The organism is Citrobacter sp. CK180 (genome assembly GCF_030333655.1).
Classification (GTDB): domain Bacteria; phylum Pseudomonadota; class Gammaproteobacteria; order Enterobacterales; family Enterobacteriaceae; genus Citrobacter_B; species Citrobacter_B koseri.
Window position 1 is genome coordinate 64,704 of the sequence record NZ_JAOWFM010000032.1, and the last position, 24,116, is coordinate 88,819.

The following is a 24,116-nucleotide window of genomic DNA, read 5'->3' on the forward strand; positions in this document are numbered from 1 at the left end:
AAAACGCATCGATTCTAATCTATAAAATCCCCGGAAGTTAATAGCTTTTGTCATCTAAAATCGCGTTTCGTTATTGAGTGCAAAAAAAAGCAGCAACAAAAGCGGAAACGGGTCAACAGATAAACAATTCCATACTGTTTAAGTGGATAAGAGATATTTAGAATGCAACTTCAGGCTTCAGACGATAAAATAGTAAAGCGTGATGAAAATGTTATTTTCCGTTGCCAGCCTGACCCGCTACAATGTCAGACTACTGCCGTAAAGAAGTTTAAGGAAGCAAGACAATGAGCACCACTATCGAAAAAATCCAGCGCCAGATCGCTGAAAACCCGATTCTCCTGTACATGAAAGGCTCTCCAAAACTGCCAAGCTGTGGTTTTTCCGCGCAGGCTGTTCAGGCGCTTTCTGCCTGTGGTGAACGTTTTGCCTATGTCGATATTCTGCAAAACCCGGACATCCGCGCCGAGCTGCCGAAATATGCAAACTGGCCGACCTTCCCGCAACTGTGGGTGGACGGTGAGCTGGTTGGCGGCTGCGATATCTTAATTGAAATGTACCAGCGCGGTGAGTTGCAGCAGTTGATCAAAGAGACTGCGGCAAAATACAAAACCGAAGAGCCTGACGCTGAGTAATTCAGCTGAAATAAAAAAGCGACCATCTGGTCGCTTTTTTTTGCTGAAAACGCGGTTGCCTGATGGCGCGTCGCTTATCAGGACGCGCGGGCACCGCCACCCGACACGATTATGCCTCTTCTGGTACCGGCAACGGCCAGCCGCCAAGACGCTTCCAGCGGTTAACGATTTCGCAAAACAGAACGGCCGTTCGTTCGGTGTCGTATAGCGCAGAGTGCGCCTGCGTTCCATCAAACTCCATTCCCGCCGCCAGACACGCTTTTGACAGTACGGTCTGTCCCAGCGCCAGGCCGCTCAGGGCCGCAGTGTCAAAGGTCACGAAGGGGTGGAAGGGGTTACGTTTCAGCGAAGCGCGCTCAGCGGCGGCCATCATAAAACTGTGATCGAACGTGGCGTTATGGGCCACCATGATCGCACGATTGCAACCGCTGTCTTTAATTCCCTTGCGCACCATTTTGAAAATAGCATGCAGCGCATCGTACTCGCTGACCGCGCCGCGCAGCGGGTTAGAAGGATCGATTCCGTTAAAGGCAAGCGCTTCAGGCTGTAAGTTTGCGCCTTCGAACGGCTCAACATGGAAATGCAGCGTCGTGTCCGGCATCAGCCAGCCTTGTTCATCCATTTTCAGCGTGATGGCGGCAACCTCAAGCAGCGCATCGGTTTTGGCATTGAATCCCGCCGTTTCGACATCAATGACGACAGGATAAAAACCACGAAAACGGTCGCACAGACCGGAAAGTTGAGCGTTATCGGACATCTGGATCTCTTAATACGGAAAATTGCAGCGCGCATTATGGCAAATTTTACGCTGAGATGCAGTAAAACAACGGGCACAGAGAGTCTGCGCCCGGCGGGAGATTAGTTGCCCAGACCGCGACCGGCGTCTTTGGCTTCAATCAGCTCAATTTTGTAGCCATCAGGATCTTCAACAAACGCGATGACGGTGGAGCCGCCTTTTACCGGACCCGCTTCACGCGTGACGTTACCGCCGTTCTGGCGAATGCGCTCGCAGGCTTCGGCAGCATTGTCGACGCTCAGGGCGATATGGCCATAGGCCGTACCCAGCTCGTACTTATCAACGCCCCAGTTGTAAGTTAACTCGATCACCGCTTCTTCGCTTTCCGGGCCGTAACCCACGAATGCCAGAGAGTATTTGTATTCCGGGTTTTCGCTGGTGCGCAGCAGCTTCATGCCCAGTACGTTGGTGTAGAATTCGATGGAACGCTGCAAGTCGCCAACACGCAGCATGGTATGAAGTAAACGCATCTTTTTCCCCTCAAAAGTGCTGAATGGTCAATACATTCAAAATGTTGTTCTAGTATAGCGGCGTTTTTACGCCGCTACCAACGCAGGATTACAGGGTAGGATAGTCTGTGTAACCTTCCGCGCCGCCGCCGTAGAAGCTTTCTGCGCGTTGTGGGTTCAGTTCTGCTTTGCGTTGCAGACGAGCCACCAGGTCCGGGTTAGCAATATACGCCCGGCCAAACGCGACGGCGTCGATCAGGCCCTTATTGAGCAGGTCTTCCGCTTTTTCCGGCGTATAGGCGCCCGCGCCAATGATTGGGCCGTGGAAGCGGGCGCGAACTTTCTCACGGAAGGCGTCAGTATACGGTTCGCCGCCAGCCCAGTCAGGTTCGGACATGTGCAGATAGGCAATGCCGCGTTTACCCAGTTCCTCAATCAGATAGAGCGCATCGGCTTCTTCATTCGGGCCATTGTCGACATTCTGGAATGTGCCGATAGGGGAAACACGAATACCAATTCGATCTGCCCCCCATTCCTGAATACCGGCATCGACGACTTCCAGCACCAGACGCGCGCGGTTCTCAACGCTACCGCCGTACTGGTCAGTACGATGGTTTGACGTCGGGGAAAGGAACTGGTGCAGCAGATAGCCGTGGGCGGAATGCAGTTCTACCAGGTCGAAACCGGCTTCACGCGCATTGGCGATAGCCTGACGGAAATCGTTGACGATGCCTGGGATCTCGTCGGTTTCCAGCGCGCGCGGCATTGAGGTGTCGACACGAATGGCCTGGCCGTTTTCATCGCGCAGCGAGGTTCGGGTGCCAGCGCCGATCGCAGACGCGGAGACAGGGGGTTGGCCGCCGGGTTGCAGGCTGGAATGAGAAATTCGACCGGTATGCCAGAGTTGAACAGCAATGTGCCCCTGTTCGGCATGAACGCCAGCGGTAATTTTTTTCCATGCCTCGATCTGCTCCGCGCTGTGCAGACCCGGCGCGCCCGCATATCCTTTCGCCTGTGCGGAGATCTGCGTCGCTTCACTGATGATTAGCCCGGCGCTGGCGCGTTGACGATAATACTCGGCCATTAACGGGGTGGGGATATCGCCCGGTTCAATGCTGCGCAAACGCGTCAGAGGGGCCATGAACACACGGTTTGCTGCCGTAATTGCGCCCACTTTCAGCGGGGTAAACAGTTTCTCAGATGACATAATGGCTCCTGGTATAAGTAGACCGGTCGTCTAGTGATAAGGAAAATAAAAACGCCCGTTAAGCCGCAGGCGTTGCGATAATCGTTTTTACATGTGCCAGCGCGCTTTCAAGCGGGGCGGCACTGCGAGAAATTTTGGCGTGCAGATTCGCGCCTAACCACAGCGCATACAGGATCTGCGCCTGTTGCAGCGGCTCGCCAGCAAAAGAGAGACAGCGGGCTTCGCGTCCTTTTTCCAGCGCTTGCGCTAACAGCGTAATAATATGCCGCGCGCCTTTGTCCATCGCAGTGCGCATATCTTCTGAGAGATCGCACACTTCGGCGGACAGCTTTACGGTCAAACAGCCGCTGATAGTGCCTTGCTGGCAAAACTGATTCAGGGTTTCCTGATAGTAAGCCAGAATGCGGTCACGGTAGTTTCCCGCACCGGCGTCAAAATGCGTTGCCAGCCGCTGATGATATCCGGCGTAATGCCGTTCCAGCATGGCGACGCCAAACGCTTCTTTGGAACGAAAATAGTGATAAAACGACCCCTTCGGCACTTCGGCGGTTTTGAGCAGCTCGCTCAATCCCATTCCGGTGAAGCCACGCTGCATACAAAGCTGCTCGCCGGTAGCCAGAAGATGTTCGCGGGTATCATGTTCAGTCTGTTTGTTCATGCCGCTGAGTGTAATAGACCAATCGGTCTAATGCAAGTCAGGTTGCCAGAAAGCCAGTTAGCGTCTTCAATAAGCATAAGTGCTTTCGTTGAGGAGAGAGTGTGGCTGAGCAGTTAGAGTTTTTTCCCGTCCCAAGCCCGTGCCGGGGGATCTGTCAGTCGGATGAGCGCGGATTTTGTCGCGGCTGTCTGCGCAGTCGGGATGAACGTTTCAACTGGCAAAAAATGAGCGACGCCGAGAAGCAGAACGTGTTGCGGCTTTGTCGTCAGCGTCTTATGCGCAAATTACGCGCAAACAAACCGAACCCGCAGGAAGAACCTCAACAACCCTCACTCTTTTGAAACCGTAATTGCGTATACTCGCTAAACATCTATATATGAGGAAGCGGTTATGGTTCAGCGTATCACTATTGCCCCGCAAGGCCCGGAATTTTCGCGCTTCGTGATGGGTTACTGGCGTCTGATGGACTGGAATATGTCTGCGCGTCAGCTGGTCAGCTTTATTGAAGAGCATCTTGATCTGGGCGTCACGACCGTTGACCATGCGGATATCTACGGCGGTTATCAATGTGAGGCCGCGTTTGGCGAAGCGTTGAAACTGGCGCCGCACCTGCGTGAGCGGATGCAGATCGTAACGAAGTGTGGTATCGCCACGACCGCCCGGGCTGAAAATGTACTCGGCCATTACATCACTGACCGCGACCACATTGTTGCCAGCGCTGAGCAGTCCCTGAAAAATCTGGCGACCGACCGCCTTGATCTGCTGCTCATCCATCGTCCCGACCCGCTAATGGATGCGGACGACGTAGCGGAAGCATTCCAGCATCTCCACCAGAGCGGAAAAGTGCGCCATTTTGGCGTCTCTAACTTTACCCCGGCCCAGTTTACGCTGCTGCAATCGCGTCTGCCGTTTACCCTTGCCACGAACCAGGTTGAGATTTCACCGGTTCATCAGCCGCTGCTACTGGACGGCACGTTGGATCAGCTACAGCAACTGCGTATTCGACCGATGGCGTGGTCCTGTCTTGGCGGCGGTCGTCTGTTTAATGATGATGAATTCGCGCCGCTGCGCAACGAACTCGCCGCGATTGCGGAAGAGCTGAACGCGACCACGATTGAGCAGGTGGTATATGCGTGGATTTTACGCCTGCCGTCTCAGCCGTTGCCGATTATCGGCTCCGGTAAAATTGAGCGCGTACGCGCAGCGATTGAGGCAGAGTCTCTGACGATGTCGCGTCAGCAATGGTTCCGTATCCGCAAGGCGGCGCTAGGTTACGACGTGCCGTAATGCTCCGTTTTCGGCTTTCCGTTCAAAATTGTGTCACTGGTTTACACTTAACCGGGTAAACACATTTGACGGAGGTCTTATGAAGCGTTTGAGTCTGGCAATGTTAACCCTGCTGGCCTGTGCGGGCGCACAGGCCGCCAGTGAAGAAGTGACGATGAATCTGGTGACTTCGCAAGGCGTCGGGCAGTCGATTGGCAGCGTAACTATTGCCGAAACGGATAAAGGGCTGGAGTTTACTCCCGATCTGAAAGCGCTGCCGCCGGGTGAACATGGTTTTCATATCCATGCTAACGGCAGTTGCCAGCCTGCGATTAAAGAGGGTAAAGCCTCGGCGGCAGAAGCGGCGGGCGGGCATTTCGACCCGCACAATACCGGGAAGCACGAGGGGCCGGAAGGCGCCGGGCATATGGGCGATCTTCCCGTGCTGGTGGTCAATAATGACGGGATAGCCACCACGCCTGTTACTGCGCCGCGCCTGAAATCTCTTGATGAAATCAAAGATAAAGCGCTGATGATCCACGTCGGCGGCGATAACATGTCCGATCAGCCGAAACCGCTTGGCGGTGGTGGCGAGCGTTACGCCTGCGGCGTCATCAAATAGTCAGGATGTCAGTGAACCCTGCGGCGGCGCTTGCTCAAGCTGCGACAGCGAGCAGTGTAATCGCCAGATGAGCGCCGCCAGTTCCTGAGCCGCAGGTTGATGATGATGCGACAGCGTGTTGCAAATACGCTGTAGCTCCTGGAGCGTGGTCGCCAGCGGCCGTTGCTGCACGCCGCGCTCGCTCATCACGTCGCGTAACAAGGCAATACAGATATCCCGGACGCGCGAAAGCGGGTCGGAACGGGTTTCCCAGGCACGCAGTTGCCACACCACATGTGAACAATTCAGCAGTACCACTCCCCAGCGTAACAGCCAGCGTCGCGCCAGCGCATCCTGGCTATTGCTGAGTTGACTGACGTGATGATAGGTCAGCGATTCAAACTCATTCTCGCTGTGTGATGGATGACGACTGAGCTGATCGACAAAATCTCTGCGCAATGCGCGGATATGGCGACGGCTTTTGCGGGCATCCGAACCCGGACGCAGGATCGCAAAGGCCAGCCACGACAGCGCGACCCCGGCAATTTTAGCCGTATTGTCATTAAGAAAATCAGCAAAGTCATACACGGGGGGATTGGTGACGGCGATAAACGATCCCATAAAAACGATCAACTGCCCCCAAAGCCCGGCGAGTTTCGGCATTTGCAGCTTCAGCAGTTGCATCGTGGCCAGCAAAGGAAACAGAAACAGCAAAAACTGCCAGAGATCGGTTATCTGCACCATCAAACCGAATTTGACGACGAAGCTGAACAACGAGAGCAGAATCAGCGTGCGCATCAATAAAGAGAGTGATTTAAACGGCGTGGCGACGGCGGAATAGAGCACGCAACTGATGGCCGCCAGCGTTAACGCCCCTGAACCGGATTCCCATTGTGAACCGATACTCCACGCGCCAATCACCATGAGGGTGGCAAATGTGCGCAATCCGCTCCATATCGCTTCGGCGTTGTCCGTATGGCGGGCCAGACCGGGGCTGTGCGTTACTTTGATCTCATCGACTGCGGCGCCGTTTTCCAGCAACCGTAGCTGATGGCTGCTGTGTAAGTAGAGCTGGCAGAAATAGCGCAATCGCTGCCAGAAGGCGACGTGGCGGTAATCCTGTCGGTTTTTCGGATGTAGCGGGGCAATAATGCGCGCGACGGTATAACTGTCGGTACGCGGATTAGCCAGCGCGGCCAGCAGTTGTTCAATCACATCGCGGGTCTGCTCCGGCGGGTTGGGCCAGTTCAGCAACATCCTGCGGAGGCTGGAAATGACGCTGGTCAGGCGAAGCTGCTGATGCAGCAGAGCGTTAAGCAGCGCGTTCTGGCGACGAAAACGGTAGTGACTCCAGAATGCCTGAATGCGCAGCAGGTTCATCGTCAGAATTTGGCCGATAACCCCTTCATGGGCAGAACGTATCGCATCGGTGGTTTCCGGCTGCCAGAGCAGGCTGGCGTGCTCCAGCAACCGTGCGTGCATATTTTTCAGCGCGGTCAACAGCGCCGTGCCGTCAGAGGTGCTGGGCAGGATCATCATCATCATGCCGCCGCAAAGAATACCGACGATCACCTCGCAGACCCTGGCCTGGGCGATATCCCACAACTGTGTGACCTCGATGATGTTGACCATGGGAAAGGCGATGATGGCGGCCGTGTAACCCGCCAGCTGGAAGGCGTAGGCGACGTTATTGGTGAAATGGGCGCAGGCCCAGGTGCAAAAGCCAATCCAGGCCGCCATGCTTAATAAAAAGAGCCAGGGTTCGTTTAGCGTGTGACCTGCGATGATGAGCGCGGCGGTGGCGCCAAGTAAACTCCCGGCAATACGCCCCAGACTTTTACTGATCACGCCGCCTACCGTCGGAAAACTTACCACGGCGGCAGAGGTCATCGCCCAGTATGGCTCATCCAGGTTGATGTAGTAGGCGAACGTCAGCGCCAGGCACATGGCGAGGGTATTGCGCAATGCATAGCGCCATTGCCCAGAGTTTGCTTTGAACCAGGGCGTATCGCGCCAGGTCAGGTGAGGGAGCTTCATTAGCGCTGACCGATAGCCACGCTGCATGTTGTGCCCGAAACCAGCGTGACATCATGGGGTAACGCATCAAATTCGATACGCACCGGTACGCGCTGCGCCAGACGAACCCAGGGAACGTTAGGTTTAATGTCAGGGACCAGGCCGGAATCGCTCTCCACGCTTTGATCATAAATCGCCCGGCCAATACTGGATACGTGACCCTGTAACTTTACGTTGCCGCTGTAGAGGGTGATCTGCGCCGGAGCGCCTTCGCGAATATGGCGCAGTTTCGTCTCTTCGAAATATCCCATGACGTAGAACGAGTGGCTGTCGACCAGCGCAAACAGCGGTTGGCCGGTAGAGGCGTAATCCCCCGTGCGCGTTGAGAGGTTTGTCACCCAGCCCGCGACCGGCGCGCGAACGTCGGTCTGGGCTAATTGCCATTGCGCCTGTTTTAATGACGCTTCCGCCGCTTCGACGCTGGCCTGCATCGCTTTAACGTTCAGGTTTGCGGTGTCCATATCTTCGGCAGAGATGTAATTTTGTGATAAATGGCGACGCCGGTTGGCTTCATTATTGGCTTTCGCTAAATCGGAGCGGGCTTTAGCCAGTTCTGCCTGCGCATTAAGCTCGGCGATGTGAAAAGGGGTCTTATCGATAGAAAAGAGCAGATCGCCTGCATTCACGAACTGGTTATCTTTTATATTGAGTTTGGTGATGCTGCCGGAGACCTGAGGCGTAATGCTCACCTGTTCCGCCCGTACTTTACCGTCGCGCGTCCACGGAGACTGCATGTAGTAATTCCATAGCCACCAACCGGCCAGAACCGCGATGGCCGCAACCACAATCGTTGAAAAGTATTTCATTGTTTTAAGCGACATAATCACCACGCAATCAGCAAAATAAGGCTCAGGCACACGCAAAGTGCAAATATCGACAGATCCATCAGCAGGGGATGCCAGATTTCACCCGAGTAAATCCAGTCGCGTAGCAGGCGATGCGCCAGCAGCCAGATAACAAATCCAAGCGCGAATGCTTTGAAAAGCGGAGGGAAATAGACAGATGCGCCGATCACCAGATCTTGTAGGGGCAATCCTGTTGCAGTGGGTATAAACGTCACAAGCAAGAATCCTTTGCGTTAAACAGCGTTGCTATAGGTTTAGTAAAAACCGAGGTACAGCACGTCTTTTCCGCATAATGTCTGAAAAAATGTCTACCTGTAAGCAAATTTAGCAATACATTTGTTTTGAGCATATAAATGCTGCACACTATTCTAAAATCAGTATAATATCTTAGCAAGCTAATTATAAGGAGATGAAATTGGAATCGCCACTAGGTTCTGATCTGGCACGGTTGGTGCGCATTTGGCGTGCTCTGATTGACCATCGCCTGAAACCTCTGGAGTTGACGCAGACACACTGGGTAACGCTGCATAATATTCACCAACTTCCGCCGGATCAGTCGCAAATACAGTTAGCCAAAGCGATTGGCATTGAACAACCGTCTCTGGTGCGTACGTTGGATCAGCTTGAAGACAAAGGGCTTATCTCACGACAAACCTGCGCCAGCGATCGTCGCGCCAAGCGAATTAAGCTGACGGAGAAGGCGGAACCGCTCATCACAGAGATGGAAGCCGTGATCAATAAAACGCGTGGAGAGATTCTGGAAGGGATTTCGCCGCAGGAACTTGAGCTGTTAATTAAGCTGATTGCGAAACTTGAGCACAATATTATTGAGTTGCAGTCTCAGAACTAAGACCAGAAGAAAGGCGTGTGGCCAGAGGCTGACCACACGTCTGTTGGATTAGCGCGGAGAAACAGTAACCTGGCTGCCGTTGCTGGCCAGAACAACACGCTGACCTGCGGAGAAACGGGTATCGCCCTGTTTCTGTACCACCATAATGGTGTTGCCGTCATCCTTACGGATTTCCAGTTCCACACCCTGAGTTTTGTTCATCGCGCCCTGGACGCCTTGTCCCGCTACGCCGCCAGCGACTGCGCCAGCGGCCGTCGCCAGTGAACGACCCGTCCCGCCACCGATGGTATTACCGAGGAAACCACCGAGCACTGCACCACCGATAGCGCCGATCACGTTGGAGTCATCACCGCCCTGGATTTGCACCGGACGGACGTTAACGACAGTGCCGTATGTGACATTCTGCACTTGTTTCGCCTCGGACGCGGTATAGACATCACCGGACAGGCTATCGTTATTCACACAACCCGCTAAAGATAAGCCCATCAGTGAAACGATCAGCACACGTTTAATCATCTATAAATCTCCTGTTCACCATGAAACGCCACAAAGCATCCCTCATGGTTAAATTATATGGCATATACGACCGTAAAGGCACATGTTCTGCTGGAACAATGTGAAAATCATAATCAGATTTGGGTTAACCAAGTATAAACGAATCATCCATGAGATTTATCAGAACAGAGTGTCAGCGTCTGCATCGAAGGGTAAAAATGCTTAATGAAGCATGGTATTAGCGGAAACTTTGTGGTTGAGTGGTAACGCTAAAATCATGCTTAACACGCTAAAAGGAAGATGTATGAAATCGGGCCGTTTTATCGGCGTTATGTCTGGAACCAGCCTTGATGGCGTCGATGTTGTGCTGGCGGCAATTGATGAAACGATGGTCGCACAGCAGGCGAGCCTGACCTGGCCCATCCCCGTTCATCTTAAACAAGCCATTCTGGATATTTGCCAGGGGCAACAACTCACGCTTTCCCAGTTTGGCCAGTTGGATACGCAGCTCGGGCAGCTTTTTGCCGACGCGGTGAACGCGCTGCTGGCGCAGGAAAAACTGCGGCCGAGGGATATTGTCGCCATCGGCTGTCATGGTCAGACGGTCTGGCATGAACCTACCGGCGCTGCGCCGCATACCTTACAAATCGGTGATAACAACCAAATTGTCGCGCGAACCGGGATAACGGTTGTCGGTGATTTTCGTCGTCGCGATATTGCGCTGGGCGGGCAAGGCGCGCCGCTGGTTCCCGCGTTTCACCAGGCGTTGCTGGCGCACCCGACAGAGCGTCGGATGGTGCTGAACATTGGCGGTATCGCCAACCTGTCTTTGCTCATACCGGGTCAACCGGTAAGAGGGTACGATACCGGGCCAGGCAATATGCTCATGGATGCCTGGATCTGGCGGCAGTGCGCTAAGCCTTATGATAAAGACGCGCAATGGGCCAGCGAAGGGAAAGTGATAATTCCGCTGCTGCAAAATATGTTGAGCGATCCCTATTTTTCAGCGCCCGCGCCGAAAAGCACCGGGCGTGAGTATTTCAACTATGGCTGGATAGAACGCCACCTTTCGGCCTTTCCTGGCCTCGCTCCCCGCGATATTCAGGCAACGCTGGCTGAGCTGACCGCGGTGACAATTTCTGAACAGGTTCTGTTAAGCGGCGGCTGCGAGCGGCTGATGGTGTGCGGCGGCGGGAGTCGTAACCCTTTGCTGATGGCGCGTCTGGCCGGGTTGCTGCCGGGTACGGAAGTTACCAGCACGGATGAAGCCGGGATCAGTGGCGATGATATGGAAGCGCTGGCGTTTGCCTGGCTGGCGTGGCGCACGCTCGCCGGGTTGCCGGGGAACCTCCCTTCGGTGACGGGGGCCACAGAATCCAGCATTCTGGGGGCCATTTTCCCGGCGAACCCACGAACTCAGAGTTAACTGAATTTTTCCGGGCCTGTCTGCCGTTAAACTGAAAGGGTTAGGAAGGGCGTATTTGCCCTTCGGACCAGGAAAGTCTTCGGGATATGTCTATGAAAAAACTGCTCATTGTATGTCTGCCTGTGCTCCTGAGCGGTTGTAGCGTCTACAACCAATTGCTTGAGCGTATGCAAACGGACACGCTGGAATATCAGTGTGATGAAAAACCGCTTACCGTAAAAATGAACAATACCCGGCAAGAGGTGAATTTTGTTTACGACAATAAACTGCTGAACCTCAAACAGGGCATGTCTGCGTCGGGAGCACGTTACACGGACGGCATCTACGTCTTTTGGTCAAAAGGCGATGGCGCAACGGTCTATAAACGCGACAGAATTGTGCTGAATAACTGCCAGTTACAAAACCCGAAGCGTTGAGATTTTCACCTGGGCGGCGCACAATAGCGCCACCCACTGACAATCCGTAGCGAACACCATGTCTGATAACGACGAATTGCAGCAAATCGCGCATCTGCGCCGTGAATACACCAGAGGCGGCCTGCGTCGCAACGATCTTCCCGCTGAACCGTTAACCCTTTTCGAACGCTGGCTGGGTCAGGCATGTGATGCCAGACTGGCGGACCCGACCGCGATGGTGGTCGCCACCGTCGATGAAAACGGCCAGCCTTATCAACGCATTGTGCTGCTTAAACATTACGATGAAAAAGGGATGGTGTTTTACACCAACCTGGGCAGCCGTAAGGCGCATCACCTCGAAAATAATCCGCGTATCAGTCTGTTGTTCCCGTGGCATATGCTGGAACGGCAGGTGATGGTGACTGGCAAAGCGGAACGCCTTTCCACGCTTGAAGTGGTGAAATACTTCCACAGCCGCCCGCGCGACAGCCAGATTGGCGCCTGGGTGTCTAAACAATCCAGCCGAATCTCTGCGCGCGGCATTCTGGAAAGCAAGTTCCTTGAGCTGAAGCAGAAGTTCCAGCAAGGGGAAGTCCCGTTGCCCAGCTTCTGGGGCGGATTCCGCGTCAATATTGAACAGATGGAGTTCTGGCAGGGCGGCGAACACCGTTTACACGACCGCTTTTTATACCAGCGCGAAAACAACGCGTGGAAAATTGACCGGCTTGCTCCTTAAACCCCGAAATTTGTTGTGTTAAGCGCTAGCGCTGCGTGCGTCAGCGCTTTATTCTATATACCTTTCGCGTCTGGCGAAAAGTCGTGTACCGGCAAAGGTGCAGTCGTTTTATACATGGAGATTTTGATGGCAAGCAGTAACTTGATTAAACAATTGCAAGAGCGGGGGCTGGTGGCCCAGGTAACGGACGAGGAAGCGTTAGCAGAGCGACTGGCGCAAGGCCCGATCGCGCTCTATTGCGGCTTCGACCCTACCGCTGACAGCTTGCATTTGGGGCATCTTGTTCCATTGTTATGCCTGAAACGCTTCCAGCAGGCAGGTCACAAGCCTGTTGCGCTGGTAGGCGGCGCGACTGGTCTGATTGGCGACCCGAGCTTTAAAGCCGCTGAGCGTAAACTGAACACCGAAGATACTGTGCAGGAGTGGGTGGATAAAATCCGCAAGCAGGTTGCACCGTTCCTCGATTTTGACTGTGGTGACAATTCCGCCATTGCCGCGAATAACTACGACTGGTTTGGCGGCATGAATGTGCTGACCTTCCTGCGCGACATCGGCAAGCACTTCTCCGTCAATCAGATGATCAACAAAGAAGCGGTGAAGCAACGTCTGAACCGTGACGATCAGGGTATCTCCTTTACCGAGTTCTCCTATAACCTGTTGCAGGGTTATGACTTTGCCTGCCTGAATAAACTGCACGGCGTTACGCTGCAAATCGGCGGCTCTGACCAGTGGGGCAACATCACCTCCGGTATCGATCTGACCCGTCGTCTGCATCAGAACCAGGTGTTCGGTCTGACCGTACCGCTGATCACCAAAGCGGATGGCACCAAGTTCGGTAAAACCGAAGGCGGCGCGGTATGGCTGGATCCGAAAAAGACCAGTCCGTACAAGTTCTACCAGTTCTGGATCAACACCGCAGATGCTGACGTGTACCGCTTCCTGAAATTCTTCACCTTCATGGACATTGCCGAGATCAATGCGCTGGAAGAAGAAGATAAGCACAGCGGTAAAGCGCCGCGTGCCCAGTATGTGCTGGCAGAGCAGGTCACGCGCCTGGTGCATGGCGAAGAAGGTCTGGTTGCGGCGAAACGTATCACTGAAAGCCTGTTCAACGGTAATCTGAGCGATCTCAGCGAAGCCGATTTCGAACAACTGGCTCAGGATGGCGTGCCGATGATCGAGATGGAAAAAGGCGCCGATCTGATGCAGGCGCTGGTGGATTCCGAACTGCAACCGTCTCGTGGTCAGGCGCGTAAAACCATCGCCTCTAATGCGGTGACCATCAACGGTGAAAAACAGTCAGACCCGGAATATTTCTTCCAGGACAGCGACATTTTATTCGGGCGCTACACGCTGTTGCGCCGCGGTAAAAAGAATTACTGTCTGATTTGCTGGAAATAATAAAAAGTCAGCAGGGGCGTGGGAAACCACGCCCCTTTATTATTTTAGGGTTATGGTAAATATGAAGAATATCCTCGCCATCCAGTCGCATGTTGTGTTCGGCCATGCGGGCAACAGTGCTGCTGAATTTCCGATGCGCCGTCTTGGCGCGAATGTCTGGCCGCTCAACACCGTTCAGTTTTCTAACCACACGCAGTATGGCAAATGGACAGGGTGTGTTATGCCGCCCGAACATTTGACTGAAATTGTTCAGGGTATTGCGGATATCGATAAACTTCAGACGTGCGATGCGGTTCTTAGCGGCTATCTGGGTTCCGCAGAGCAGGGTGAGCATATTCTGGGGATTGTTCGTAAAGTAAAAGCGGCGAATCCACAGGCGAAATATTTCTGCGATCCGGTTATGGGTCATCCTGAAAAAGGGTGCATCGTGGCGCTTGGCGTCGCTGAGTTCCACGTTCGCCATGCGCTCCCGGCCAGCGACATTATCACGCCCAATCTGGTGGAGCTGGAAATTCTCTGTGAACATGCGGTCAATAATGTTAATGAAGCCGTACTGGCTGCCAGGGAACTGATCGCTGAAGGGCCGCAAGTCGTGCTGGTTAAACATCTTGCCCGGGCAGGATACAGCCCCGACCGCTTTGAGATGTTGCTGGTGACGGCGGATGAAGCCTGGCATATTAGCCGTCCGCTTGTTGATTTCGGGATGCGTCAGCCGGTGGGTGTCGGGGATGTGACCAGCGGTTTGTTGCTGGTAAAACTGTTGCAGGGCGCAACGTTGCAGCAAGCGCTTGAACACGTTACTGCGGCGGTATATGAAATTATGATCGCCACGAAAAATATGCAGGAATACGAGTTGCAGGTGGTGGCCGCGCAGGATCGCATTGCTAAACCTGAACACTATTTCAGCGCGACGCAGCTGTGAGTTTTACCGAAGCGCCCGGTGGCGCTAACGCTTACCGGGCCTACGGGCTGTTTTACAGGCCGGATAAGGCGCAGCCGCCATCCGGCAAAGTGCCCGGAGGCGCTAACGCTTACCGGGTCTACGGGGTGTTCTGTAGGCCGGATAAGGCGCAGCCGTCATCCGGCAAAGCGCCAGGTGGTGCTAACGTTTACCGGGCCTACGGGCTGTTTTGTAGGCCGGATAAGGCGCAGCCGTCATCCGGCAAAGCGCCCGGTGGCGCTAATGCTTACCGGGCCTACGGGTTGTTTTACAGGCCGGATAAGGCGTATCCGCCATCCGGCGCAACAACCATTAGTTCAAACCTTCCGCCTTCAGCGCCGCCGCCACGCAGGGGCGTTCAGCGACCCGCGCCATATAAACGTCGATATGGCTTAATCCTTCCATATTCAGCTTCACTGCTTTCGCCCAACGCAACACGGTAAAAAGGTAGGCATCTGCGATCGTGAAACGCTGGCCGCAAAGACACTGGCCTTCCTGGAGCGCGTCATTCACGTAGCGCAATTTTTTCTCCAGCTGCGCACGGACAATCGGTTTATATTCCTCTGGCGTATCCGGGCGGAAGAGTGGCGTAAAACCTTTGTGCAACTCCGTGGCAATATAGTTGAGCCATTCCAGCGTTTTGTAGCGGGAGATGGTGCCTGTCGGTGCCAACAGCTGACGATCGGGCACGCTATCTGCCAGATATTGCATAATCGCAACGCCTTCGGTCAGTAAGGTGCCATCGTCCAGCAGCAGAGCCGGAACCTGTCCTTTTGGGTTTACCGCGAAATAATCATCGCCGTTTTCCAGACGCTTTTTCGCCAGATCAACGCCATCCAGCGTGAAATCAATACCGCTTTCCCGCAGGGTGATGTGAGAAGCAAGAGAACAGGCGCCCGGTTTGTAGAACAGTTTCATCGGTAACTCCTTTTTGCTGAGGTTTAACGTATGGTAGTGCGGCATCAGGCAAAAAAAAAGCCGCTAACGCACGTTAGCGGCCTGAATATCAGTTTCCCTGAAAATTACGCGGTAGCGGTTTTGGCTGCCTTCGCGTTTTCTTCATCATCCTGAGTCATGCGATTCAGTTTCGGCGCGGTGATGAGCATCAGCGCGGCGATAACCGCAGTGGCGACACCGATTTGCAGGAATACGCGACCGTAGACTTCCAGAGACATCAGCGGATCGGTAACGTTTTCCGGCACCGCCATCATGCCAGCCACGTAGCCACCAATCAGGTTGGCGCCCGCCGTAGTCAGGAACCAGCTACCCATGATGAAGCCCATCAGACGCTGTGGAACCAGTTGGGCAACCATTGCCAGACCCAGGCCGGAGATCATCAGTTCACCGATACTTTGCAGACCGTAGCTGAGGATGAGCCAGTTAACAGACACAATGCCTGCATCTGTAGCGAATTTCGCGCCCAGCGGCAGAACGAGGAACGCGCCAGAGCACAGAACCATACCGATAGCGAATTTGGTCGGCATCGGCAGCGTATCACCCATCTTGTTATAGATGGCCGCCAGAATCGGGCTGCCAATGATGATCCAGAACGGGTTCAGCGCCTGATACTGCTCCGGTTCAACCGCGATACCGAGGATAGTGTGTTCAACGTTACGGATTGCGAAGAAGTTCAGTGACGTCGGCATCTGGCTGTACAGCACAAAGAAGATAATCGCTTCCAGCATCAGGATGAATGCGACGATCATTTTACGACGTGCCGCGCCCTGCATCGCGAACGCTTCTTTACCAAAGATAATCACGATACCCAGAGCGATCACGCCCAGAACCATACGTGCAATGCCCTGGTTGTGCAGCAGCCAGGTCGCGATAGCGATCAGCACGATAACGCCTGCGATAGTCGCCAGCAATTTACCGAAATGTACCGCTTCGAAGTCTGGTTTTGAGCCGTAATCTTTAACCCAACTGCGGCAGAACAGGAAGTTAACCACCGTGATGAGCATACCGACGAAGCTCAGGGCAAACGCCACGCTCCAGCCGAATTTTGCGGCAAGCCACGGCGTCGCCAGCATAGAGAAGAAGGAACCGATGTTGATGGACATGTAGTACATGGTGAATGCACCGTCCAGACGCGGGTCATCTTTGGCATAGCAGGTCGACAGCAGAGAAGACGGGTTCGCTTTGAACAGACCGTTACCTACGGCGATGGTCGCCATCCCCATATAGACGATCGCAACGTCATGACCGGACCAGGCGACCAGGCCATAACCAATCGCCAGTACGATAGCACCCAGCATAATGACGCGTTTGGTGCCCAGAACTTTATCCCCTAACCAGCCGCCAATGGCGACCAGACCATACACCAGGGCGCTAAAGGAAGAGAAAAGGGTGATGGAATCCGCTTCTGACATACCCAGTTGTTTAACCAGGTAGACGGCCATAATTCCTTGCAGGCCGTAATAACCAAAACGCTCCCATAACTCAATAGAGAAAATGAGATAGAACGATTTCGGTTGTTTGAAAGCGTTCAAACTGACGCTTTCAGTTGGTTTATTGTTTGCAGTAGACACTTTTACCTCTTTTTTTACATCCCATATTAACGGGGGTGTTCTGGCGCGTGATGAGTCAAGTTCATCCGTCCGATTGTTATAGTGGGAGGGGAAACGGCAAGTAATGTTCACTATCTTTCCCTTCCATACAAGGGGTTTGTAATACTCTGTTACATATATCTTGCATGGTGGAATCATCGGGACTGAGAAATGTTATGTAGCGTTAAATTTCTTCATTTGTAAAATGGCAGTTTTTTACACTACAGGGAGGGGCGAAAAAGCGGATGGTGGCGATATGTTCTGCTATTTAAGGTTTAAAGTAGTGATATAGGCCATTATCTTAAAAATAGCCAGTGTAATGTTTTGTATTGAAAAGGCATCATCAGGTCATCTGGTTGTAATTTTAACCGTATTTGATAAAAAATTTTACACGAAGTTATCAATGTGGTCTGGATCACGTATGGATAGAAATTTCAGTTTCTAAAAAAACGATTAACCTGGTGAAGTGTTAAATCAAAAGAACATTGCATTAAGAAAGCGAAGCGGGCCGGTATCATAGTCGGGTAAACAGGTGAGCCGAAGTGGATAACAAATTGTTATGCGTCGGGGCGTACGGCGTCGCCCCTGGCGCATCAGATATCGACTTTCTCTTTGTATTCGCAAAGATCTTCAATAATGCAGGAGCCGCAGCGCGGTTTACGGGCAATGCAGGTGTAGCGGCCATGCAGAATTAACCAGTGGTGGCAATCAACTTTAAATTCCGCTGGAACGACCTTGAGCAGTTTTTCTTCCACCTGCTCGACGTTTTTACCGGGGGCGAACTGTGTCCGGTTACAGACGCGGAAAATATGCGTATCGACGGCGATAGTTGGCCAGCCAAATGCGGTATTGAGCACCACGTTGGCTGTTTTACGCCCGACGCCGGGCAGCGCTTCCAGAGCCGCCCGATCCTCTGGAACCTCGCCATTGTGCAGTTCAAGCAACATCCGGCAGGTCTTAATCACATTCTCCGCTTTGCTGTTGAACAGGCCGATAGTCTTGATATACGACTTTACACCCTCGACGCCAAGCTCCAGCATGGCCGCCGGGGTATTGGCGACGGGATAAAGCTTTGCGGTCGCTTTATTCACGCTGACGTCCGTGGCCTGTGCTGACAGCAATACGGCGATGAGTAACTCAAACGGCGAGGTGAAATTTAACTCCGTTGTGGGGTGCGGATTGTTGTCACGCAGGCGTGTTAATATTTCCAGTCGTTTTGTTTTGTTCATTACACATTCCCTGTTTCACCTGACGGAAGCTCAGCGGCAACGGCTTCGGCGCGGCGTTTTTTCATTTTCTCGTCAATAAGGTACTTCACGGCCAGCATCAGCCCCAGGCCAATAAAAGCGCCGGGCGGCAGCATCGCCAGCAGGAAAGGCGAGTCGGTATGAAAAATCTCCACGCGCAGCACTTTCGCCCAGTCGCCCAGCAGACCGTCAGCGCCATCAAACAACGTGCCATTGCCGATGATTTCACGCATGGAGCCGAGGACAAACATGGCACCGGTCGCCCCCATGCCAATGGAGAAACCGTCCAGCGCGGACAGCGCCGGGCCTTTTTTCGCGGCAAAAGCCTCTGCGCGCCCCACAACGATGCAGTTGGTCACAATCAGCGGAATGAAGATCCCCAGCGACTGATACAAACCGAAGGCATAAGCGTTGATCAGCATCTGTACTGCACTGACCACGGACGCGATGATCATTACGTAGATTGGGATGCGGATTTCCGCTGGCGTCCAGCGGCGCAGGGCGGAAATTGTCAGGTTGGTCAGCGTCAACACCAGCGTGGTAGCGAGGCCGAGGCCTAATGCATTCGTGGCGGTGGAGGTCACTGCCAGTAGCGGGCACATGCCAAGCAGCTGTACAAGCGCTGAGTTGTTTTTCCACAAGCCCTGAACGATAACGTCTTTAATTTCGCTCATGGTTTATTCTCCACAGGCGGTAAGTTGAGGAAGTTGCGCCGGTAAGGTCTGCGCGTACAGGCCCGCACGTTTCACCGCGTTGACCACAGCCCGGGGGGTAATGGTTGCGCCGGTAAACTGGTCAAAATCACCGCCGTCTTTTTTCACGGCCCAATGAGCATCGTTCTCAGCGCCGATGGTCTTCCCGCTGAAGTGGGTGATCCAGTTGGATACGCGCAGCTCAATTTTATCGCCCAGGCCAGGCGTCTCATGATGTTCTGTCACGCGTGTACCCAACACTGTGCCGCTGAAATCAGCGCCAACCAGGAGCTGTATGGCGCCAGAATAGCCGTCCGGCGCCGTGGCTTCAAGAATGGCGGCGACGGGCTTATCGTCCTGACGGGCGATATAGATGCGGTGCGTACCTTTGCCCAGCGCCGGAGCATTCACCAGAAAGCAGCTGTTCTGCAAGGTATTATTGTAGCGATCGGCAGGCAGAACCTGATCAAATAACGCTTTTTGCTGGAGAACCGCCTGCTCGGCAATCGTCGATTTAGTGACCAGGTTAATGGCCGCCGTCAGCCCCGTCGAGCCTGCGGCAAACAGAGCCAGCGTGATACCGTGTTTACGAATCGTTTTCAGCATGGGGTGTCCTTAGCGATGCCCGTAGACGCGAGGTCGGGTGTAGTAATCAATCAAAGGCACCGTGATATTCGCCAACAGTACGGCGAACGCCACACCGTCCGGGTATCCCCCGAAACTGCGAATCAACCACACTAACAACCCCGCCAGCGCGCCAAAAATCAGACGACCACGATTGGTTGTCGAGGCGGTGACGGGATCGGTCAGAATAAAGAACGCGCCCAGCATTGTCGCGCCAGAAAGCAGATGCAACTGCGGAGACGCCAGTGAATCCCCGGCGAATGCCCATCCCAGAGTGGAGCAGACAGCCAGCGTCACTAAAAAGCTGACCGGAATGTGCCAGCGGATCGCTTTTTGCCAGAGCAGCCACACGCCGCCAATAAGCCAGGCGATGTTTACCCACTGCCAGCCCGCACCGGCTAGCATGCCGCTGTAGATGGGGTACTGCATAATCTGTTCAACAGCGTGCCCGGCATGTAACGAGGTTTTGAACGTATCGAGCGGCGTAGCCTGGCTGATGCCGTCAATGCCCATGCGTAACGTATTCATGTCGCCGCCGCTGGCGGTGTGTCCGGTGAAGATGACCTGCAACGCATCCAGAAGGCCTGGCGCCGTTGCGGCGATGTCATGCGGCGGGAGCCAGCTTGTCATCTGTACCGGGAATGAAATCAACAGAACGACATAACCAATCATCGCTGGGTTGAATGGGTTTTGCCCCAGACCGCCGTAAAGCTGCTTGGCGATAATGACGGCAAATACGGTGCCCAATACCACCATCCACCACGGGGCGAGAGGCGGTATGCTCACAGCGAGCAGCAAACCGGTCAGCAATGCTGAGTTGTCTTTTAAGATAGCGGCGATCGGCTGTTTACGCAGTTGAAGCACGGCGGCTTCTGCGGCCAGCGCGCTGACTGCGGCCAGTATAATCTGGAACAATGTGCCCCAACCGAAAAACCATAGCTGAGTGGCAATCCCCGGCAGCGCAGCGATTAACACCAGCATCATGATACGCGATGTCTGGCGCTGGTTATGGGTATAAGGCGAGCTTGCGATTCTGAATACCATTTATTCCTCGTTAACAACCTGCTGCTGTGCTGCTTTTTTTGCCTGAACGCGGGCGATCGCCGCTGCGACGGCGGCTTTGCGCGGGTCTACCGGTTCAGCAGGTTCCGCAGCGGCCTGCTGTTCCTGCTTGCGCGCTTTGGCGCGGGCAATTGCTGCTTCGACAGCGGCTTTACGCGGATCGACCGGTTCGGCGGGTTCCGCAGCGGCCTGCTGTTCCTGCTTACGCGCTTTGGCGCGGGCAATTGCCGCTTCGACGGCGGCTTTGCGCGGGTCGACCGGTTCGGTAGGTTCCGCAGCGGCCTGCTGTTCCTGCTTGCGCGCTTTGGCGCGGGCGATTGCCGCTTCGACAGCGGCTTTGCGCGGGTCGACCGGCTCGGCGGGTTCCGCAGCGGCCGGTATGTTCTCCGCCTGTCTGGCGCGCGCCTGCGCTTTACGCGCTTCACGGGCAGCAATAACCGCGCTGTTATCCGGCTTCTCTCCCGCGTTGATGACAACAGGCTGAGTCGCCTGTACCTGTTTCTCTTTTACGCGCGCCAGCGCGGCGGCGATGGCATCCTGATCTTTTGCCGCAGTTTGTGCGGCCGCATTTTTATGGCGCTCAAGGCGTGCGGCTTTCTCACGCTCCAGTCGCGCCTGTCTGGCCTCAAAACGCGCTTTCGCTTCAGCCGCGCGTTTTTCTTCTTGCGCGATCGCGTAAATCTCCGCTTTTTCCTGACGGAAATACTGCACAAGCGGAATGCTGCTGGGGCATACCCAGGCGCAAGCGCCGCACTCAATGCAGTCGGCAATGTTATGCGCGGTGGCTTTATCGTGCTGTTGGCCTTTGCTGAACCAGTACAACTGTTGGGGCAACAAATCGGCGGGACAGGCATCGGCACAGGCGCTACAGCGGATACAACCTTGCTCTTCCGGTGTTTCGCCCATTTCCGTAGCGGAAGGCGCGAGAAGGCAGTTAGTGATCTTCACAACGGGAACATCAAGCCAGGGCAGGGTAAAGCCCATCAGCGGGCCGCCCATAATCACCATTTGATCGGCTGAAGAACAGAAGCCTGCATCATTAAGCAGGTGGCTGACAGGCGTCCCCAGCCTGGCCCAGACGTTACCGGGACGGCTGACGGACTCTCCGGTCAAGGTCACAACGCGCTCGGTGATCGGTTCACCGTCAATCACTGCGCGTTTGACGGCATAAGCCGTACCAACGTTTTGCATCAGCACGCCGATATCAGAAGAGCGGCCGCCGTGCGGAACCTGTTTCCCGGTCAGGATCTGGGTAAGTTGTTTTGCGCCGCCGGAAGGGTATTTCGTTGGGATAACGCGTAACGCGATATCATGCGCATCGGCCAGAACGGCACGCAGCATTGAAATGGCCTGCGGCTTGTTATCTTCGATGCCTATCAGGACCTCACGCGGTTGCAGAATATGGGCAAGGATACGGATGCCTTCCACCACCTGCGCGGCGCAATCCTGCATTAAGCGGTCATCAGCGGTGATATAGGGTTCACACTCTGCCGCGTTGATGATCAGCGTTTCAATCTTATCGCCGCCGCCCTGTAATTTGACGCCGGTCGGGAACCCCGCGCCGCCGAGTCCGGCAACGCCGAACTGGTGAATCCGGGTAATTAGCTCTTCGCGGCTGCGGCGCTGATAATCCGCCCAGCCGTCGCGTTCGATCCAGCGATCTTCGCCATCGGCATCAATCATCACGCTAAGCTCAGCCAGGGCCGACGGGTGCGCGGTAGAGTGGGGGGCAATTGCGATAACCTTCCCGGACGTCGGCGCATGGACGGGCAGCATGCGGCCGCGACCACGGGTCAGCGGCTGGCCTCGCAGGACGCGATCGCCCACGTTAACGCACAGCTCGCCCTCAGCGCCAATATGCTGCTTAAGAGGAATGATAAAGCGCGGCGCCAGTGGAACCTGTCGCAGAGGCGTACCGTTTGACTGGGTTTTCATTTCCGGCGGATGAATGCCGCCATCGAAATCCCAGATTTTATCTTTTCTGAATGCAGAGAATAACTTAAGCATGTTGTTCCACGGGAATGATACGAACGGGGATGGTGTTCAAATCCCACTTCCAACTGTCAGGTGTTTCCGCGACCGGGCGTAATTCAATGCATTGCGTCGGGCACGGGTCAACGCACAGGTTACAGCCGGTGCAGAGATCGCTCATGACCGTATGCATCGCGCGCGTGGCGCCCACAATGGCATCCACCGGGCATGCCTGAATACATTTAGTGCAGCCGATGCAATTGTTTTCATCGATGACCGCCAGCATACGCACTGGCGCAACTTCTTGTTCATCACCATCGATAGGTTGCGGATCGACGTTCAGTAACGTTGCGATTTTCAACATCACCGCTTCGCCGCCCGGCGCACAGCGGTTAATTTTTTCACCCTGACTACCGATGGCTTCAGCATAAGGGCGGCAGCCAGGATAGCCGCACTGCCCACACTGGCTCTGCGGTAAAATTTCGTCGATTTTTTCGACAACGGGATCGTCTTCCACGGCAAACCGGCGGGAGGCATACCCCAGGATGGCGCCGAATGCCAGGCCCAGCAGGCTCACGGCGACTACGGCAATCCAGATAGCATTCATTACAACTTCACCAAACCACTAAAGCCCATAAAGGCCAGAGACATTAAACCTGCGGTAATCAGCGCAATCGCGTTACCGCGAAAAGGGGCAGGGACGTCTGCCACAGCGAGGCGCTCGCGAATCGCCGCGAACAGCACCATCACCAGAGAGAAGCCGACGGCGGCGGAGAAACCGTACAACGCCGACTGCAAAAAATTATGACCGAGGTTAATGTTCAACAGCGCCACGCCGAGCACCGCGCAGTTGGTGGTGATGAGTGGCAGGAAGATCCCCAACAGACGGTACAATGCCGGACTGGTTTTACGCACCACCATCTCAGTAAATTGCACTACCACCGCGATGACCAGAATAAACGCCAGCGTCCGCAGGTAGATGAGATCGAGCGGAATCAAAATCCAGGTGTCAATCAGCCAGGCGCAGATAGACGCCAGCGTCATCACAAACGTGGTGGCGAGCCCCATACCCATTGCGGTTTCCAGCTTTTTGGAAACCCCCATAAACGGGCAGAGACCCAGAAACTTGACCAGTACAAAGTTATTGACCAGTACAGTTCCGACAAAGAGCAGTAGGTAATCAGTCATTTTTCGGCCTGAA

Annotated in this window: 26 protein-coding genes and 1 pseudogene; 10 read left to right on the forward strand and 17 right to left on the reverse strand. The window is 54.4% G+C overall.

Annotation, left to right across the window (positions count from 1 at the left end; translation table 11 throughout):
- Positions 1-284: 284 nt before the first annotated feature.
- Positions 285-632, forward strand: coding sequence for a monothiol glutaredoxin 4 (gene grxD / locus OGV50_RS03700; protein WP_003832760.1), 348 nt, complete (start codon positions 285-287; stop codon positions 630-632).
- A 109-nt stretch (positions 633-741) separates the two neighbouring features.
- Here the strand turns inward: grxD and rnt are convergent, their stop codons facing one another.
- From rnt to OGV50_RS03720, 4 genes are all read right to left on the reverse strand, one after another.
- Positions 742-1,389 (reverse strand): ribonuclease T, encoded by a 648-nt coding sequence (gene rnt, locus OGV50_RS03705; RefSeq protein WP_012132536.1) that lies wholly within the window; start codon positions 1,387-1,389, stop codon positions 742-744.
- A 101-nt stretch (positions 1,390-1,490) separates the two neighbouring features.
- Entirely contained in the window at positions 1,491-1,898 is a 408-nt protein-coding gene (gloA, locus tag OGV50_RS03710) for a lactoylglutathione lyase (RefSeq protein ID WP_024130371.1), read from the reverse strand.
- 88 nt (positions 1,899-1,986) lie between these two features.
- Positions 1,987-3,084: an alkene reductase gene (locus OGV50_RS03715; protein WP_049008642.1), complete on the reverse strand. Its 1,098-nt coding sequence runs from the start codon at positions 3,082-3,084 to the stop codon at positions 1,987-1,989.
- Between the two features lie 58 nt (positions 3,085-3,142).
- Positions 3,143-3,742: a TetR/AcrR family transcriptional regulator gene (locus tag OGV50_RS03720; protein WP_047457263.1), complete on the reverse strand. Its 600-nt coding sequence runs from the start codon at positions 3,740-3,742 to the stop codon at positions 3,143-3,145.
- Positions 3,743-3,843: 101 nt separating this feature from the next.
- Here OGV50_RS03720 and OGV50_RS03725 point away from each other — a divergent pair, with 101 nt between their 5' ends.
- From OGV50_RS03725 to sodC, 3 genes are all read left to right on the forward strand, one after another.
- Positions 3,844-4,083: a DUF1289 domain-containing protein gene (locus tag OGV50_RS03725; protein WP_047457260.1), complete on the forward strand. Its 240-nt coding sequence runs from the start codon at positions 3,844-3,846 to the stop codon at positions 4,081-4,083.
- Positions 4,084-4,132: 49 nt separating this feature from the next.
- Positions 4,133-5,029, forward strand: coding sequence for an aldo/keto reductase (locus OGV50_RS03730; RefSeq protein WP_012132531.1), 897 nt, complete (start codon positions 4,133-4,135; stop codon positions 5,027-5,029).
- 79 nt (positions 5,030-5,108) lie between these two features.
- Complete coding sequence (gene sodC, locus OGV50_RS03735) at positions 5,109-5,630, forward strand: superoxide dismutase [Cu-Zn] SodC (RefSeq protein ID WP_012132530.1); 522 nt, start codon at positions 5,109-5,111, stop codon at positions 5,628-5,630.
- Here sodC and OGV50_RS03740 read toward each other — a convergent pair.
- The 3 genes and pseudogenes from OGV50_RS03740 to OGV50_RS03750 all read right to left on the reverse strand — a co-directional run bounded on the left by OGV50_RS03740 (position 5,606) and on the right by OGV50_RS03750 (position 8,745).
- Positions 5,606-7,646 (reverse strand): annotated as a pseudogene (locus OGV50_RS03740) (FUSC family protein). The gene sodC and the pseudogene OGV50_RS03740 sit on opposite strands and share 25 nt — an antisense overlap.
- Positions 7,646-8,506: an efflux RND transporter periplasmic adaptor subunit gene (locus OGV50_RS03745; RefSeq protein ID WP_115609337.1), complete on the reverse strand. Its 861-nt coding sequence runs from the start codon at positions 8,504-8,506 to the stop codon at positions 7,646-7,648. Before OGV50_RS03745 ends, OGV50_RS03740 begins: the two are co-directional and overlap by 1 nt.
- Before the next feature lie 2 nt (positions 8,507-8,508).
- Positions 8,509-8,745: a DUF1656 domain-containing protein gene (locus tag OGV50_RS03750; RefSeq protein WP_012132527.1), complete on the reverse strand. Its 237-nt coding sequence runs from the start codon at positions 8,743-8,745 to the stop codon at positions 8,509-8,511.
- A 194-nt stretch (positions 8,746-8,939) separates the two neighbouring features.
- On the opposite strand from OGV50_RS03750, the gene slyA reads away from it, so the two are divergent.
- On the forward strand, positions 8,940-9,380 hold the full coding sequence (gene slyA, locus OGV50_RS03755) for a transcriptional regulator SlyA (RefSeq protein WP_012132526.1): 441 nt from the start codon (positions 8,940-8,942) through the stop codon (positions 9,378-9,380).
- A 48-nt stretch (positions 9,381-9,428) separates the two neighbouring features.
- On the opposite strand, the gene slyB is transcribed toward slyA, so the two are convergent.
- A complete protein-coding gene (slyB, locus tag OGV50_RS03760) occupies positions 9,429-9,896 on the reverse strand; it encodes an outer membrane lipoprotein SlyB (protein ID WP_012132525.1) in 468 nt (155 codons plus the stop codon).
- Between the two features lie 283 nt (positions 9,897-10,179).
- Here slyB and anmK point away from each other — a divergent pair, with 283 nt between their 5' ends.
- From anmK to pdxY, 5 genes are all read left to right on the forward strand, one after another.
- Complete coding sequence (anmK, locus tag OGV50_RS03765; RefSeq protein WP_058669075.1) at positions 10,180-11,301, forward strand: anhydro-N-acetylmuramic acid kinase; 1,122 nt, start codon at positions 10,180-10,182, stop codon at positions 11,299-11,301.
- Positions 11,302-11,387: 86 nt separating this feature from the next.
- On the forward strand, positions 11,388-11,717 hold the full coding sequence (gene mliC / locus OGV50_RS03770; protein WP_012132523.1) for a C-type lysozyme inhibitor: 330 nt from the start codon (positions 11,388-11,390) through the stop codon (positions 11,715-11,717).
- Positions 11,718-11,775: 58 nt separating this feature from the next.
- Positions 11,776-12,432 (forward strand): pyridoxamine 5'-phosphate oxidase, encoded by a 657-nt coding sequence (pdxH, locus tag OGV50_RS03775; protein ID WP_012132522.1) that lies wholly within the window; start codon positions 11,776-11,778, stop codon positions 12,430-12,432.
- Between the two features lie 126 nt (positions 12,433-12,558).
- On the forward strand, positions 12,559-13,833 hold the full coding sequence (gene tyrS / locus OGV50_RS03780; protein ID WP_047457251.1) for a tyrosine--tRNA ligase: 1,275 nt from the start codon (positions 12,559-12,561) through the stop codon (positions 13,831-13,833).
- A 61-nt stretch (positions 13,834-13,894) separates the two neighbouring features.
- A complete protein-coding gene (gene pdxY / locus OGV50_RS03785; protein ID WP_200092618.1) occupies positions 13,895-14,755 on the forward strand; it encodes a pyridoxal kinase PdxY in 861 nt (286 codons plus the stop codon).
- A gap of 330 nt (positions 14,756-15,085) precedes the next feature.
- On the opposite strand, the gene gstA is transcribed toward pdxY, so the two are convergent.
- From gstA to rsxA, 9 genes are all read right to left on the reverse strand, one after another.
- Entirely contained in the window at positions 15,086-15,691 is a 606-nt protein-coding gene (gene gstA, locus OGV50_RS03790; RefSeq protein WP_104868707.1) for a glutathione transferase GstA, read from the reverse strand.
- 104 nt (positions 15,692-15,795) lie between these two features.
- Positions 15,796-17,301, reverse strand: a complete 1,506-nt coding sequence (gene dtpA, locus OGV50_RS03795) for a dipeptide/tripeptide permease DtpA (protein ID WP_024130362.1) — start codon at positions 17,299-17,301, stop codon at positions 15,796-15,798.
- A 611-nt stretch (positions 17,302-17,912) separates the two neighbouring features.
- Positions 17,913-18,548: an endonuclease III gene (nth, locus tag OGV50_RS03800; RefSeq protein WP_049008478.1), complete on the reverse strand. Its 636-nt coding sequence runs from the start codon at positions 18,546-18,548 to the stop codon at positions 17,913-17,915.
- On the reverse strand, positions 18,548-19,240 hold the full coding sequence (locus OGV50_RS03805; protein ID WP_012132516.1) for an electron transport complex subunit E: 693 nt from the start codon (positions 19,238-19,240) through the stop codon (positions 18,548-18,550). Before OGV50_RS03805 ends, nth begins: the two co-directional genes overlap by 1 nt.
- 3 nt (positions 19,241-19,243) lie before the next feature.
- Complete coding sequence (rsxG, locus tag OGV50_RS03810; RefSeq protein WP_200092622.1) at positions 19,244-19,864, reverse strand: electron transport complex subunit RsxG; 621 nt, start codon at positions 19,862-19,864, stop codon at positions 19,244-19,246.
- A gap of 9 nt (positions 19,865-19,873) precedes the next feature.
- Complete coding sequence (gene rsxD, locus OGV50_RS03815) at positions 19,874-20,926, reverse strand: electron transport complex subunit RsxD (protein WP_012132514.1); 1,053 nt, start codon at positions 20,924-20,926, stop codon at positions 19,874-19,876.
- Complete coding sequence (gene rsxC / locus OGV50_RS03820) at positions 20,927-22,951, reverse strand: electron transport complex subunit RsxC (RefSeq protein ID WP_286488319.1); 2,025 nt, start codon at positions 22,949-22,951, stop codon at positions 20,927-20,929.
- Positions 22,944-23,522 (reverse strand): electron transport complex subunit RsxB, encoded by a 579-nt coding sequence (gene rsxB / locus OGV50_RS03825; protein WP_012132512.1) that lies wholly within the window; start codon positions 23,520-23,522, stop codon positions 22,944-22,946. Before rsxB ends, rsxC begins: the two co-directional genes overlap by 8 nt.
- Positions 23,522-24,103 carry an electron transport complex subunit RsxA gene (rsxA, locus tag OGV50_RS03830; protein ID WP_005121199.1) on the reverse strand — a complete coding sequence of 194 codons (582 nt, stop codon included), beginning with the start codon at positions 24,101-24,103 and terminating at the stop codon, positions 23,522-23,524. Before rsxA ends, rsxB begins: the two co-directional genes overlap by 1 nt.
- Between the last annotated feature and the right edge of the window lie 13 nt (positions 24,104-24,116).